At 59.0% G+C, this 15,117-nt stretch carries 13 protein-coding genes; 8 read left to right on the top strand and 5 right to left on the bottom strand.

Annotated features, from left to right (window positions below):
* Positions 1–6: 6 nt before the first annotated feature.
* The 3 genes from EBB79_RS17510 to murJ are packed head-to-tail and all read left to right on the top strand — an operon-like array spanning position 7 to position 5,514.
* Positions 7–1,179 (top strand): penicillin-binding protein activator, encoded by a 1,173-nt coding sequence (locus EBB79_RS17510; RefSeq protein ID WP_127750127.1) that lies wholly within the window; start codon positions 7–9, stop codon positions 1,177–1,179.
* Positions 1,139–3,967, top strand: a complete 2,829-nt coding sequence (locus tag EBB79_RS17515; RefSeq protein WP_238704943.1) for a [protein-PII] uridylyltransferase — start codon at positions 1,139–1,141, stop codon at positions 3,965–3,967. Before EBB79_RS17510 ends, EBB79_RS17515 begins: the two co-directional genes overlap by 41 nt.
* Entirely contained in the window at positions 3,964–5,514 is a 1,551-nt protein-coding gene (murJ, locus tag EBB79_RS17520; RefSeq protein WP_127750129.1) for a murein biosynthesis integral membrane protein MurJ, read from the top strand. The genes EBB79_RS17515 and murJ overlap by 4 nt, the downstream gene beginning before the upstream one ends.
* A gap of 117 nt (positions 5,515–5,631) precedes the next feature.
* On the opposite strand, the gene EBB79_RS17525 is transcribed toward murJ, so the two are convergent.
* Complete coding sequence (locus EBB79_RS17525) at positions 5,632–6,318, bottom strand: rhomboid family intramembrane serine protease (protein ID WP_127750130.1); 687 nt, start codon at positions 6,316–6,318, stop codon at positions 5,632–5,634.
* Positions 6,319–6,441: 123 nt separating this feature from the next.
* Between EBB79_RS17525 and trpS the strand changes: the two genes are divergently transcribed.
* Both trpS and EBB79_RS17535 read left to right on the top strand, forming a co-directional pair.
* A complete protein-coding gene (gene trpS, locus EBB79_RS17530) occupies positions 6,442–7,470 on the top strand; it encodes a tryptophan--tRNA ligase (protein ID WP_127750131.1) in 1,029 nt (342 codons plus the stop codon).
* A gap of 58 nt (positions 7,471–7,528) precedes the next feature.
* Entirely contained in the window at positions 7,529–7,735 is a 207-nt protein-coding gene (locus EBB79_RS17535) for a cold-shock protein (RefSeq protein ID WP_127750132.1), read from the top strand.
* A 183-nt stretch (positions 7,736–7,918) separates the two neighbouring features.
* On the opposite strand, the gene EBB79_RS17540 is transcribed toward EBB79_RS17535, so the two are convergent.
* From EBB79_RS17540 to paaG, 4 genes are read right to left on the bottom strand one after another with little or no spacing between them, the layout of a single operon-like run.
* Entirely contained in the window at positions 7,919–8,515 is a 597-nt protein-coding gene (locus EBB79_RS17540) for a TetR/AcrR family transcriptional regulator (protein ID WP_127750133.1), read from the bottom strand.
* A 4-nt stretch (positions 8,516–8,519) separates the two neighbouring features.
* Positions 8,520–9,830 (bottom strand): phenylacetate--CoA ligase PaaK, encoded by a 1,311-nt coding sequence (paaK, locus tag EBB79_RS17545; RefSeq protein ID WP_127750134.1) that lies wholly within the window; start codon positions 9,828–9,830, stop codon positions 8,520–8,522.
* A 15-nt stretch (positions 9,831–9,845) separates the two neighbouring features.
* On the bottom strand, positions 9,846–10,271 hold the full coding sequence (paaI, locus tag EBB79_RS17550) for a hydroxyphenylacetyl-CoA thioesterase PaaI (protein WP_127750135.1): 426 nt from the start codon (positions 10,269–10,271) through the stop codon (positions 9,846–9,848).
* A gap of 2 nt (positions 10,272–10,273) precedes the next feature.
* Positions 10,274–11,059: a 2-(1,2-epoxy-1,2-dihydrophenyl)acetyl-CoA isomerase PaaG gene (gene paaG, locus EBB79_RS17555; RefSeq protein WP_127750136.1), complete on the bottom strand. Its 786-nt coding sequence runs from the start codon at positions 11,057–11,059 to the stop codon at positions 10,274–10,276.
* 118 nt (positions 11,060–11,177) lie between these two features.
* On the opposite strand from paaG, the gene paaZ reads away from it, so the two are divergent.
* The 3 genes from paaZ to EBB79_RS17570 all read left to right on the top strand — a co-directional run bounded on the left by paaZ (position 11,178) and on the right by EBB79_RS17570 (position 15,091).
* Positions 11,178–13,217, top strand: coding sequence for a phenylacetic acid degradation bifunctional protein PaaZ (gene paaZ / locus EBB79_RS17560; protein ID WP_127750137.1), 2,040 nt, complete (start codon positions 11,178–11,180; stop codon positions 13,215–13,217).
* Between the two features lie 86 nt (positions 13,218–13,303).
* Positions 13,304–14,107, top strand: coding sequence for a PaaX family transcriptional regulator C-terminal domain-containing protein (locus EBB79_RS17565; RefSeq protein ID WP_127750138.1), 804 nt, complete (start codon positions 13,304–13,306; stop codon positions 14,105–14,107).
* A 27-nt stretch (positions 14,108–14,134) separates the two neighbouring features.
* Complete coding sequence (locus EBB79_RS17570) at positions 14,135–15,091, top strand: alpha/beta fold hydrolase (RefSeq protein ID WP_127750139.1); 957 nt, start codon at positions 14,135–14,137, stop codon at positions 15,089–15,091.
* Positions 15,092–15,117 lie beyond the last annotated feature (26 nt).

The raw sequence follows: 15,117 nt of genomic DNA on the forward strand, positions 1-15,117 counted from the left end.
TCTATTATGTTTGCTGTTTTCAAGCCCGCCCGCAAGGTCGCACTCGCGGCTATCGTCGCTGTTTCTTCAATTGCTCTGAGTGCCTGCGACCCCATTAGCACAGGTGGAGGCCCGTCGATCAATACGTCCAAGCCGGTTCCGGTGGCATTGTTAGTGCCGCGCGGGTCAGGCCAGTCCGGAGATGAAGTTCTGGCCCAGAGCCTGGAAAACGCGGCGCGCATGGCCATTGCTGATTTGCAGGGCATTCAGATTGATCTGAAAGTCTATAACACGGCCGGCAATGCACAGACTGCCGCCGCGGCCGCGACGCAGGCGGTAAACGACGGGGCGCTTATTATTTTAGGTCCGCTTTACGCCGAAGCTGCCAATGCGGCGGGTTTGGCTGCGGCCAAACGCAACGTGAATGTGCTCGCCTTTTCCAACAATTCGGCGATTGCCGGCGGCAATGTATTTATTCTCGGCTCGACCTTTGACAACACTGCCCGGCGCCTGGCCAGCTATGCCGCCAGTCAAGGCAAGGGAAACATGCTGGTGGTCAGCGGCAACGATGCCTCTGGCGAGGCCGGCCGCACCGCCATTTCAAATGCAGCAGCCGCCACCAGTGCCAATGTTGTCGGCAGTGTCAGCTATGAATTGTCGCAACAGGATGTGATCAATTCCATCCAGACAATCCGAAACGCTGCCAGCAGCAATGGGGCCACGTCGATCTTTATGACCGCCACCACAGTCGGCGCGTTGCCACTGCTAACGCAACTTCTGCCAGAAGCCGGACTTGACCCGTCGACCACCCAATATATCGGACTGACCCGGTGGGACATTCCAGCGCAGAACCTGGCGTTGCCCGGTGTTCAGGGCGGTTGGTTTGCGCTGCCAGACCCTGCCAAATCCCAACAATTCCGCAGCCGTTACACCGCCACTTACGGCGATGCGCCAGGCCCCATTGGCGGTTTGGCTTATGATGGTATCGCCGCAATTGGCGCCTTGGTCGGCGCGGGTAACTCTAATGCCTTAACCGGCGCCGCGCTGACCCAAGGTGCTGGCTTTCAAGGGGTAAACGGGATCTTCCGCCTGCGTCCCGATGGCACCAATGAGCGCGGCCTGGCCGTTGCAACAATCCAAGAACAGAAGGTGGTCGTCATTGACCCAGCTCCAAGCAGCTTCTCCGGCGCCGGATCGTGATCTGGCGGCCGAGGCCGTAACCCGCTACCCGCACGCCTCGGGGCCATTGGTCTGCGATCCGCACGAGATTTTTGATACCTCGAAAATCCGGGCACAGATCGCAGATCTGGCCACGGACCGGGACAACACAGCGCTTCGGAGTGAAGTCGTCTCGCTGTTGCGGGACGCCAATAAAGCTGGACGCAAGGTGATTGCCGATGGCTTTGCCAAGGCGCCGTTCGACTCGCGGCCGGTGACCCGATCCTACACCTATTTGACCGATGGGCTGGTGACTTCGGCCCTGTTCGCGGCCAGCGAGTTCATGCATCCACTGGCGAACCCGACACGCGGAGAGCGCATTGCTGTGCTGGCTGTTGGAGGCTATGGGCGCGGGGAAATGGCGCCCTCGTCAGACGTTGATCTGTTGTTCCTGACCCCATACAAAATCACCGCCTGGGCCGAAAGCGTCATTGAATCGATGCTTTATATTCTGTGGGATCTCAAGCAAAAAGTCGGCCACGCCAGCCGGACGATCCAGGACTGTCTGCGCCTGGGCCGCGAAGATTTCACCATTCGCACCGCTATGCTGGAGCACCGCTTTCTGGCTGGTGATGAACCGCTGGGCGACGAGCTGGACGAACGGCTAAAGAGTGACCTGTTTCAGGGCACCGCCTATGAGTTCATCGAGGCCAAGTTGAGCGAGCGCGAGGCGCGCCATATCAAGCAAGGCCAGCGCTATATGGTCGAGCCCAACGTCAAAGAGGGCAAAGGGGGCCTGCGCGATTTGCAGTCCATGTACTGGATCGCCAAATACCTGTATCAGGTGCATGACACCGCTGAACTGGTGCCTCTGGGGCTGTTCGAACCCGAAGAATACGATCTGTTTGCCAAAGCCGAGAACTTTCTCTGGGCGGTGCGCTCGCATCTGCACCTGCTAACCGGGCGCCCAACCGAGGTGCTGTCGTTTGACATGCAGGTCGAGGTCGCCGAGCGGATGGGATATCAAGATGTCGCAGGACGCCGGGCCGTAGAGATCTTTATGCAGGATTACTTTCGTCAGGCTACCACGGTGGGGGATCTGACGCGTATTTTCCTGACCAAACTGGAAGCCACCCACCAGAAGAGTGCACCACTGCTGGAGCGGCTGTTTCGCCGCCGCCCACGCACCAAACTTGGCTATAAGGTGGTCAACAACCGGCTCGACATTTCCAACCCTGACGAATTTCTCTTGGATAAGCTGAACCTGCTGCGATTGTTTCAGGAAGCTTTGCGCACCGGGATGCTGATCCACCCCGACGCAATGCGCCTGGTGACGGCCAATCTGGATCTGATCGACGACAAGTTCCGCAACACCTCTGAGGCCCGGCAGATCTTTCTGGACCTGCTGTTGAAGCACGGCAACCCGGAACGGGCGCTGCGCCGGATGAATGAACTGGGGGTGCTGTCGGCATTTTTGCCGGAGTTTGCGCCCATCGTAGCGATGATGCAGTTCAACATGTATCACTCTTATACGGTGGACGAGCACACCATTCAGGTGATTTCGAACTTTGCCGCCATTGAGCGCGAAGAGCTGGAAGACGAGCTGCCGCTGAGTTCCAAAATCATGCGCAAAGGATTGAACCGCAAGGTTTTGATGGTGGCGATGCTGCTGCATGACATTGGCAAAGGCCAGCCTGTTGATCACTCGATCCTGGGGGCCCAGATTGCCCGCAAAGTGGCCCCGCGACTGGGGCTGAACAAGGCCGACAGCGAAACAGTGGAATGGCTGGTGCGCTATCACCTGCTGATGTCCGACATGGCGCAAAAACGCGACATTGCCGACCCACGGACAGTGCGGGCCTTTGCCAAGGCTGTGAAAACGGTGAAACGGCTGGACCTGCTGACGGTTCTGACGGTCTGTGATATTCGCGGTGTAGGCCCGGATACCTGGAACAACTGGAAGGCCGCCCTGTTGCGGTCCTTGTATAAGCAGACCCGCGAGGCGCTGGAAAACGGTATGGAGGCGCTGAACCGTGAACAGCGGGGTGCTGAGGCCAAAAAGAACCTGCGGGCTGCCTTACCGGATTGGCCCAAGGCCCTGCTCAAGAAAGAAGTCGCGCGCCATTACCCGCCCTATTGGCAGGGTCTGCACATCACCGGTCATGTCGATTTTGCCGAAATGCTGCGTGAGCTGGAGGAAAGCGACGCGCCCAACGGAATTGTCATCCGGCTGTTTCCCGACGAAGACCGCGATGCCACGCGCGCCTGTTTTGTGATGCCCGATCACCCCGGCATCTTCTCACGCGTGGCTGGTGCGCTGGCGCTGGTTGGGGCCAATGTGGTCGATGCCCGCTCGTACACCACCCAAGATGGCTATGTCACTGATGCCTTCTGGATTCAGGATGCCGATGGCAGCCCCTTTGAGGCGTCGCGCCTGCCGCGTCTAAGCCAAATGATCCGCAAGACGCTGAATGGTGAAGTGGTGGCACGGGATGCCTTGAAATCACGTGACAAGATCAAGAAACGCGAACGCGCCTTCCAGGTTCCGACCCATATCACCTTTGATAACGAAGGATCCGAGATCTACACCATAATCGAGGTCGACACCCGCGACCGGCCCGGGTTGCTGTTCGATCTGGCCCGGACCTTTGCCACCACAAACGTCTATGTCGCCAATGCGGTGATCGCGACCTATGGTGAACAGGTGGTAGACACCTTTTATGTCAAGGATATGTTCGGGTTGAAATACCACGCCAAGTCAAAGCAGGATTTCCTTGAGAATAAACTGCGCGTGGCAATCACAGACGGCGCAAAACGGGCCCAAACATGAAACCCATAAAACTGCTATCCGGATTCCTGACTGTAGGGTTCTGGACACTGGCCAGCCGGGTGTTGGGCTTTGCCCGCGAGATCCTGCTGACTGCCTATGTCGGCCCCGGTCCGGTCATGGATGCCTTTGTCGCGGCGTTTCGCCTGCCCAACATGTTCCGCCGGTTCTTTGCCGAGGGCGCCTTTAACGCGGCCTTTGTGCCGATGTTCGCCAAAAAGCTAGAGGCGGGCGAGGACGCGCAGGGGTTTGCCCAAGCAGCGTTCAATCTGCTGTTACTGGCGGTTTTGGTTCTGGTGGGGCTGGGCATGGTGTTCATGCCCGGGTTGGTCTGGGTCACGGCCCAGGGCTTTGCTGGTGATGCGCGGTTCGACATGACCGTTGGCTTTGGCTACATCGTCTTTCCCTACATTCTGTTCATGTCACTGGCAGCGCTGTTTTCCGGTGTGCTGAATGCCATGGGGCGCTTTGCCGCCGCTGCCGCCGCTCCGGTGCTGCTGAATATCTTTGCCTGCACCGCCATGGTGGTGGGGGCTGTGGTTGGCGGCGAGGTAATCAACTGGCTGATCTGGACCATTCCAGTGGCCGGCCTGGCGCAATTGGCACTGGTTTGGACGGCCGCCGGGCGGGCCGGCATTCGCCTGCGCCCCGGCCGCCCAGGCCTGTCCCGCGAGATGCGCAACCTGGTGCGGGTCGCCGTTCCGGCTGCGCTGGCCATGGGTGTCACCCAGATCAATCTGGTGGTTGGCCAAGTGGTGGCCTCGGATATCGAGAACGCCGTAAGCTGGCTGTTTGTTGCAGATCGGCTGTATCAACTGCCGCTGGGTGTGGTTGGCATCGCCGTGGGCATTGTGTTGCTGCCGGACCTGTCTCGCCGGTTGCGCGCCGGTGACGACAGTGGTGCACGGGATGCACTATCGCGGGCCGGAGAGTTCTCTCTGATGCTGACGATCCCTTCCACCGTGGCCTTTCTGGTGATGCCGCTGCCGCTGGTGTCGGTGCTGTATGAACGCGGTGCAACCGGCCCCGACGATGTTGCCGCCATTGCCCTAGCAGTCGCAGTCTATGGCGTGGGCCTACCCTCGTTCGTGTTGCATAAACTGCTGCAACCGCTCTATTTCGCCCGCGAGGATACCCGGTCTCCGTTCCACTACGCGCTGGTGGCGATGGTGGTGAACGCAGCCCTGGCCTTTGGCCTGAAACCAGTGGTGGGATGGATCGCACCTGCCATCGCAGCCTCGGCCGCCGGCTGGGTGATGGTGGCACTGCTGGCGTTCGGGGCCCGCGGCATGGGTGAAGTGGCCCGGTTTGACGCACGCTTTCACCGCCGTGTCTGGCGGATCGTGGCGGCCTCGGTGGTGATGGGTGCGGTGCTGCTTGCAGCAGTCACAGGTTTTGACTGGGCCTTTGCCCTGCCCCGCTGGCGCTATCTGGCACTGTTCGGACTGATTGTGCTGGGTGCAGTCAGCTATTTCGGCGCCGGTCAGATGCTGGGCGCTTTTCGGCTGGGTGACCTAAAACGCGCCATGCGCCGTGGCGGCCAAACATGACCCCAGCAAGAGACCGCCACCGCGCCGCGCGATAGCGCGGCGCCACGCCCAACGCCTGGGGGCTCATCTGTGATGAGCCATCAGGGGGCGGGAGAGCCTGTTTCAGGCGCGCCCTGATTAGTCACGGTGGATCTTACCGCGCATCCGCGCCCAACCGCCGGGGGCCAGGAAAAACGACAAGCCAAACCCTGTGGCAAAGCCTGCTAGATCCGCCACCCAATCTTTTTGGCCACCAAAGATCAGGCCAAAAATCAATTGTATGCCCAGAAGAAACGCAATCAGTGTAAAGGCGCGGCTTTGCTGGGCGCCGACCAGCGCCAGCGACCGCCATAAGATATAGGTAAAGGCACCAATCAGGCCATAAACGGCAGGAAAGCCTCCAAACAGCGGAAACTGCGCGTTCACCAGCACCGCGTATCCCAGTGCCCCGCCAATGCCGGACAGCAAGAAAATCACCACCATGGCCAGATCGCCCATGACCTCGCCCACCATTTTGCCCATCGCCAGCACAAAGACACAGACAAACAGCGCCTGGGTAAAGGCGCCGTGCACAAAGGCATATGAGACAAAGCGGATCAGGTGCTCAGCCGGCCAGTGCCCCGTCTCCCACATCCACCAGAAAATCTCGCTGGAAAATCCATAGACCTGCAGGGCCTCTAGCCGCCACCCAACCGCGCCGGGGCCGCCGATGATACCGCGGGCACCCAGCGAGAATGTCGCTTCGATCCCCATGATAACCAGAACCAGCGCCACCACAGCAGGCGGCAAAGAATTAACCGGGGAGGGATTGGGATTGCTGCTCATATGATAACTCCTTAGCCACTATTGGCCGTGTTTGACCTTCACAGACCTTAGCGCCTGTTGACGATGGTCGAACCCATGGGTAAGCCACCGGGGATCGTAATTCCAGACAGGAGTTATCGCCAGATGAGCGAAACCAGTTTTACCCCACGTGTGTTCTCGGGCATTCAGCCGTCCGGCAACCTGCATCTGGGCAACTACTTGGGCGCAATCAAGCGCTTTGTTGATATGCAGGGCTCGGACTTCGAGACCGTTTATTGCATGGTGGACCTGCATGCGATCACTGTCTGGCAAAACCCCCAGGACCTGATGAAATCCACCCGCGAGCTTTGCGCAGGGTTCATTGCCAGTGGCATCGACCCCGAGCAATCGATTCTGATCAACCAAAGCCAGGTCCCCGAACACGCCCAACTGGCCTGGATCTTCAACTGTGTCGCCCGCATGGGCTGGATGCAGCGGATGACTCAGTTCAAGGACAAGGCCGGTAAAAACTCGCAGAACGCCTCATTGGGGCTGTTTGCCTATCCGGCGCTGATGGCAGCTGACATCCTGGTCTATCACGCCACCCATGTCCCCGTGGGAGAGGATCAGAAACAGCACCTGGAACTGACCCGCGACATCGCGGCCAAGTTCAACCATGACTATGGCGTTGATTTCTTCCCGATGACCGAACCGGTGATCGAGGGCGCAGCCACCCGGGTGATGAGCCTGCGCGACGGGTCCAAGAAAATGTCGAAATCGGACGCCTCGGACGCCAGCCGCATCAACATGACCGATGATGCCGACACCCTGGCCAAGAAGATCCGCAAGGCAAAAACTGATCCGGATGCGCTGCCAAGCGAGGCCAAAGGACTGGAGGCCCGCCCCGAAGCGCGAAACCTGATCAATATTTACGCTGCACTGAACGACCAAACCGTCGACGCGGTGCTGGCTGAGGTTGGCGGCAAGCAATTTGGTGAGTTCAAACCAATGCTGGCCGATCTGGCCGTCGCCAAGCTGGCGCCAATTGCGTCTGAGATGGCAAGGTTGATGAATGATCAAACAGAGATTGACCGCATCCTTGCTCGTGGTGCAGAACGGGCGCGAGATATCACTGCGCCGATTCTGCGCAAGACATATGACATTGTCGGCATGGTTCCACCGGCCGCATTGTAATAACTGAACGACCACAAGCCCTTACACGTTGTTTGGGCGACATACTGGAGATAATCGGATGGCCAACGGCACCGTAAAATGGTTTAACGCAACTAAAGGTTTCGGCTTTATTGAGCCAGAAGCAGGCGGAAAAGACGTATTTGTACACATCTCTGCTGTTGAGCGTTCGGGCCTGAACGGCCTCAACGACAACCAGAAAGTGTCTTACGAGCTGGAAACTGGCCGTGACGGCAAAGAATCTGCTGGTTCGCTGAAACTGCTGTAAGGCAGATCTTGCGGCTTTCGCTGCAATCCTATTTAGGGCCGCCCTTTTCCAAGGGCGGCCCTTTTCGTTCTGCATGATCAAAAACGCGAAGCTCCCGCCCGTTCTGGCGGCCTACAAGAGGCCCCCAATCCAGTTGGGCATGGCAGCGCACCTATCGGCGCGCTGCGGGTGCCCGGAGCGCGGTCAGAGCCCGTTTAGCCCGTTTAGTGTCAGGTTGGCGACGGTGCTGGCATAGGCCTCGCGAGCCTGAGATCCTGCACCTGAGTTCCACATGTAATACCAGTTCAGCATGCCAAACACTGACATGGTCGCCGCACGCAATTTGGCGGCATCATCGGCAAAGACCTGCGGGGCGGCGCGGTTGAGCGTATCGCTGAGGAATTGAACCAACTCACGCTGATACGCCCTGAGCAATTTCTGCTGATCGTCAGGCAAGGCAGACATGGCACTGATTTGCACCTGATGTTCGTGATCCGCCCCCTGATAGGCCTGCAAGATCCCGGCCACGATCCGGTGCAGTTGCTGATCCGGCTGTATGTCCTGCAGGTCAATGCCGCAAACGCGGTCACGCAGGTCACGCAAATAACAGTCGAGGATGTCAAACAAGATGGCGTCCTTGCTGTCATAGTAGTGATAGATATTGGCCTTTGAGATCCCACATTCGCGCGCCAGTTGCGACATCGAGGCACGGTCAAACCCCTGATCTGCAAACACCTTGGCTGCGGATTTCAGGATTTGACTGCGTTTTTGGTCGTGATCTTTGGCTATGGTGCGGGCCATGGCGTCACCCCTTTGAGCGGTTGTCGATGACACGAACCGCCTTGCCCTGAGAGCGGGCCACTGAGCCTGGATCGCCAACCAGGACCTCGGTCGAGACACCAACGATATCCTTGATCCGTTTGATCAGCATGCGCGAGGCGGCGGTCTTGGACAATTCATCCGCTGCGCCAGGCTCAGCCTCGACAAAGACCCGCATCGCGTCCATGCGGCCGGATTTGTAAAGCTCGATCTGAAAATAGGGCGCCAGCCCGCCCGTTGCCATCACCTGCTCTTCGACCTGGGTTGGAAACACATTCACCCCCCGCAGGATGATCATGTCATCCGAGCGCCCGGTGATCTTCTCCATCCGCCGCATTGAGCGCGCAGTGCCAGGCAGCAACCGGGTCAGGTCGCGGGTGCGGTAGCGGACCATGGGCAGGCCCTCTTTGGTCAGAGTGGTGAACACCAGCTCGCCCATCTCACCGTCCTCGCAGACCTCGCCGGTTTCGGGGTTGATGATTTCAGGATAGAAATGATCTTCCCAGATATGCAGCCCGTCTTTGGTTTCGACGCATTCATTGGCCACCCCCGGCCCCATGATTTCAGACAGCCCATAGATATCCACGGCGTGCATATCAAAGGCCGCTTCGACCTCGAGCCGCATAGCATTGGTCCAGGGCTCAGCCCCGAAGACACCAACCGACAGCGAGCTTTCGCGTGGGTCTAGCCCCTGTTTGTGAAACTGCTCTAGAATGTTCAGCATGTAGGACGGCGTGACCATAATGCCGTCGGGCTTGAAATCAGTGATCAACCCAACCTGTTTCTCGGTCTGGCCGCCCCCCATGGGGACCACTGTGGCGCCAAGCCGTTCAATCCCGTAATGCGCGCCCAGACCGCCGGTGAACAGCCCATAGCCATAGGCGTTGTGCACCATGTCGCCCCTGCGCAGCCCCGAGGCCCGGAGCGAGCGGGCCAGTAGATCGGCCCAATTGTCGATGTCAGTCTGCGTATAGCCCACCACCGTGGCCTTACCGGTGGTGCCAGAGGAGGCGTGCAGACGGATAATCTGCTCCCGCGGGACCGCGAACAGGCCGAAGGGGTAGTTGTCTCGCAGATCATTTTTGTAAGTGAAAGGGAATTTGGCCAGATCGGCCAATGTGTGCAGATCATCCGGGTGAACGCCGGCCGCGTCGAACCGCTGTTTGTACATGGCGACGTTATCATAGGCGTGGCGCAGCGACGTTTTCAGCCGTTGCAACTGCAAAGCGCGGATTTCATCCACCGACGCGATTTCGATTGGATCCAGGTCAGCCTTGTTTGGGGTCAGGTCCTTCATGGGGTCGTCCTTATCCTATTCGTCAAATAATTGGCCTTTGATCGCGCGGGACATGCCCCGAAACTCGGCGATCTTTTGGCCCTGTTGGTTGGTGACTGTCACGTCATAGATACCACTGCGCCCGGTCAGCGAGACTTCGCGGGCAGAGGCGATCAGCCGGTCACCCAAACGGCCCGGTGCGGTGAAACTGATCACGTTGTGCTGGGCCACAGTGGACTGATTGCGGCTATTGCAGGCAAAGGCAAAGGCGCTGTCGGCCAGCATGAATGTGACGCCGCCGTGGCAGATACCGTGGCCATTGCAATGGTGCTGCACCACTGTCAGTTCCAGTGTCGCGGTGCCTTCGTCTACGGCGGTGATTTCCATCCCCGCCCATTTCGAGGCGTGATCATCGGCCCACATGGCCGCCGCAGATCTTTCAGCGCGCTGTTGTGGTGTCATCGTCATTTCCCTTTAAACACCGGTGTGCGTTTTTGTAGGAAGGCCGAGACACCCTCTGCGTAATCCGCGCTTTCACCGCAGGTTTTCATCGCATCCTCTTCTATTTCTAGCTGGTCGCTTAGCGTGCCGGTGGCCGAGGCCTGTATGGTCTGTTTTGTCAGCCCCAATCCCAGCGTTGGACCATTGGCCAGTTTCTCAGCCAGGGCGCGCGCCTCACCCATCAGGGCATCGTCGGGGAGTGCTTTCCAGATCAGGCCCCAGTCCTCGGCTTTGCGGGCTGGCAAGGGTTCAGCCGTCAGCGCCAGACCTTTGGCACGCGCCTCACCCAGAAGATGTGGCAAATGCCAGCTGCCGCCGGTGTCGGGGATCAGGCCGACCTTGGAAAACGATTGGATGAACTTGGCGCTTTCGCCGGCCAGCACCAGATCACAGGCCAGCGCCAGATTGGCCCCTGCCCCTGCAGCCACGCCGTTGACAGCACAGATAACCGGGAAGTTGAGCGAGCGGATCAGGCGCACCAGCGGCGCGTAAAACGTCCGTACGGTATTGCCCAGATCCGGCGGTCCGTCCGACTTAGAGGGATCCCGGTCACCCAAGTCCTGCCCGGCACAAAAGCCGCGCCCAGCGCCGGTCAACAGGATCGCCCTAGCCCCTGCATCGCGCGCCGCCACAATCGCCGATCGCAGCGCATAATGCATCTCGTCATTAAATGAATTCAGCCGGTCCGGGCGGTTCAGCGTGATCTCGACCCATGTGCCGTGATCCACCGTGAGAATACTATCGGTCATTCGTCCCCCTCAATTCAGATCGCAAAATATGCGGTCCAACAAATTTCTTGCATAAACCGACCGGTTGGTCAATAAATTCCACATCTTTCTTTTTCATCCCCCAAAGGAGCCCCCACCAATGAGCATTCAACAGGTTTCCAGTTTTGCCAGTGGTCAGTGGATCGCTCCGGGGGCCGGGGCACGTCATATTGCCAGTGCGATAACTGGCGAGGTCATCGCAACGGCCGGCAACGACGCGCTAGACGTGCAGGCCATGCTGGACCATGCCCGCAGTGTTGGTGGCCCGGCCCTGCGCGCGCTCAGCTTTCATGACCGAGCGCGGATGCTCAAGGCGCTGGCGGGGCATCTGAACCAACACAAACAGGCGCTTTACGCAGCTTCTTTTGACACGGGTGCCATCCAAAGCGACCACATGATCGATGTGGATGGCGGCATTGGCACCATGTTTGTCTTTGCCTCGAAGGGTCGGCGCGAGATGCCGGACGGCCAGGTCTATCTGGACGGCGAGGTTGAACAACTTGGCCGAACCGGCAGCTTTCTGGGGCAGCATATCTGCACATCGTTGCAGGGTGTGGCCGTGCATATCAACGCCTTCAACTTTCCGGTTTGGGGGATGCTTGAGAAACTGGCGCCAACCCTGCTGGCCGGCGTTCCGGCGATTGTGAAACCGGCGACCAACAGCTGTTATGTCACCGAACTTGCCGTGCGGCTGATGCTGGACAGCGGCATTCTGCCTGCCGGGGCTCTGCAATTGGTGTCTGGCGGTCTTGGCGACATGCTGGACCATCTGGGTATGATGGATGTGGTCAGTTTTACCGGATCCGCCCATACCGCGCTCAAACTGCGCTCAAACCCGGTAATCCTGGAAAACTCGGTTCGCTTTGTCGCCGAACAAGACAGCCTGAACGGCTCTATCCTGGGGCCCGATGCGGTGCCGGGCACGCCCGAGTTTGATCTGTTCATCAAAGAAGTCAGCCGCGAGATGACCACCAAGGCGGGTCAGAAATGCACCGCGATTCGGCGTATCATCGCCCCCGAGGGCCAGGTTGAGGCGGTGATAGGCGCGCTGTCTGCCCGGTTGGACAAAGTGGTGATTGGCGACCCGCGTCTGGACACCACCCGCATGGGTGCTTTGGTCAGCGCCGGCCAGAAACGCGATGTGCTGGAAAAAGCTGCGATCATTGGTCAAGAGGCAACCCGAGTTTACGGTGATCCGGATAATTTCACTGTGGATGGCGCCGACGGCGACAAGGGCGCGTTTGTGCCGCCGATGCTGTTTCACTGCGGCGACCCCGACAATGCCCAACGGGTCCATGACACCGAGGCCTTTGGCCCGGTATCCACCGTCATGGGCTACCGCGACGTCGATCACGCAGTTGCGCTGGTGAACAAGGGTCAGGGTTCACTTGTGGCCTCGGTCATCACCCGCGACCCCGCCGTCGCACGGCAGGTGGCTATGGGGGCTGGCGCCTACCATGGGCGGTTGTATTTCAACAACCGCGACTCGATGAAAGAAAGCACCGGGCATGGCTCTCCGCTGCCCCATATGGTGCATGGTGGCCCCGGTCGCGCCGGCGGCGGCGAGGAACTGGGCGGAATACGGGGCGTGATGCATTATATGCAGCGTACCGCCATTCAGGGCAGCCCCGACATCCTGTCGGCGATTGGCCAGACATGGGTGCCCGGCAGCACCGAAATCAAGGGCCCGGCGCACCCGTTCACCCGCACCTTTGACGAGCTGGCAATCGGCGAGACCCTGAACAGCCCGTCCCGCACCGTCACGCTAGACGACATCGAGATATTCGCCAATTTCACCGGCGACACGTTTTACGCCCATATGGATGACGACGCGGCCAAACGGAACCCGTTCTTCCCCGGTCGGGTCGCACATGGGTATCTGCTCCTGTCCTTTGCTGCGGGCCTGTTTGTCGAACCCAATGAGGGACCAGTGCTGGCCAATACCGGGTTGGACAACCTGCGGTTCATGAAGCCGGTATCCGCCGGTGACAGTATCAAGGTCCGGCTGACTGTGAAGAAAAAGACCCCCCGAAACGAAGAGTATGGCGAGGTGCGCTGGCACGTCACGCTGTCCAATCAGGAAGACGAAAAGGTCGCCGAATATGAATTGCTCACCATGAATGCATTCAAAGCCAACTAGGGCCACCCCCGCCCGGGGCAAGCAACGCTTTGCCTTCGCAGGAAATTGGGCTGGTCTCCCCGGTTGGGGAGACCTACATAGTCCTTATGATCCAATCCCAAAACCAATGGTTTGAAACCAGCATTGGCCTACTCAGCGACCCACAAAATCAACGGGTCTGGTCGGTTATAATATCGTTGTTCGGCGATATGGCACAGCGGCCCAACGATCAGATCAGCGGTGCGGCACTGACCCGCATCATCACGCCCATGGGTATCAAACCCGAGGCCATTCGGGTTGCGCTGCACCGTTTGCGCAAAGACGGCTGGATCGAAAGCGCACGATCAGGCCGGGCCTCGACCCATTACCTGACCCAATATGGTCGCGACCAATGCGCCGCTGTCACGTCCCGGATTTATGCCCGTGACCCGGTTTTACCGCAAAAATTGCACGTGCTGATCGCCGACGGTGGCGGAGGCCAAGAGGCCTTGGACGAGGTGCTGTTGCTGCCGGGTTACATTGCGATCAACCGGACCACAGCTTTGGGTTACGGACCTAAGCCAAAGACGTCCCATGATTTATTGGCGCTGGAGGCAGACAATTTCTCATTGCCCGGCTGGTTTAAAACCCAACTCTTCCCCACCGAGCTGACCAATTCCTGTCATGCGTTACTAAAAGTCGTCAGTAAGATCTCAGATCCGCCTGCTGGGTTAAATTCCGCACAAGTGGCGTCACTGCGTACCCTGATCGTCCATCGCTGGCGTCGCGTGGTATTGCGCCACCCAGATCTTCCACCTGACTTTCACCCCCCGACCTGGCGCGGTGTCGCCTGCCGGGACCGTGTATTTACACTGCTAGACCAATTACCGCTTCCAAATCTGGCCGAACTCCGGGATCCTGTGGACGTTTAGATTTTCCTCACGGTATGGACCCTGAATATGACTGTCTTAAACTCTCTCGCCGTTGCATCGGTGGCCGTGACCGCTGCCTTCCTGTCGGCCTCGCATTTGAAAACCCGGCGTCTGGCGCGCAAGGCCGAAGAGATGGTGCCGCCGGTTGGCAAGTTTCAGCCCGTTCCCGGCGGCGTAATCCACTATGTCGAAATGGGTCCCGCCGATGCCCCGCCTTTGGTCCTGATCCACGGGCTGTCCGGGCAGTTACAGCATTTCACCTATGCCTTGGCTGACCTGCTGGCACCGGATTTCCGTCTTATCATTCTGGACCGTCCCGGATGTGGGTATTCAACCCGTGACCATGATCGGCTGGCCATCCTGCCCGAACAGGCGAAGATGATCCAATCCTTTCTCGACTTACTCAAGATCGAGCAACCGATCCTGTGTGGTCATTCACTGGGCGGAGCCATTGCATTGGCCATGGCGCTGGATGCCCCAGATAAAATACGTGGCCTGGCGCTGCTGGCCCCACTGACCCACCCAATTGAAGAGGCAGGTGTTTTCAAAGGCTTGATTGTCCACTCGCCGTTTATGCGTCGCGTGATGGCACAGACCGTGGCGGTGCCGATGGCACAATGCAGTGCCGCCGAGGTGCTACAACAGGTTTTCGCCCCCTCCCCCTGCCCCGATGACTTTCCGATCCAGGCCGGAGCTGTATTAGGCCTGCGCCCAAAAAGCTTTATCACAGCATCAGCGGACGCGACTCTGGGCAGCGGCAACATTGCACTGCAGTCGGCCCGGTACGCCTCGGCCTTGAAAACCCCTGGCGCGGTGCTGTTTGGCGATCAGGACACAGTGCTAAACCCGCAGACGAACGGCTCCACGATGGAGCGGTTTGGCTTGCAATGTCAGATGCTGCCCGATCAGGGCCATATGCTGCCAATATGCGCTCCGGCACAGTGCAACGCCTTCATTCGAGAGACCATAGCACAACTGCCCTGAGCAAGGATTTGCCACCCAGATCCCGG

This window comes from Parasedimentitalea marina, assembly GCF_004006175.1.
Classification (GTDB): Bacteria; Pseudomonadota; Alphaproteobacteria; order Rhodobacterales; family Rhodobacteraceae; genus Parasedimentitalea; species Parasedimentitalea marina.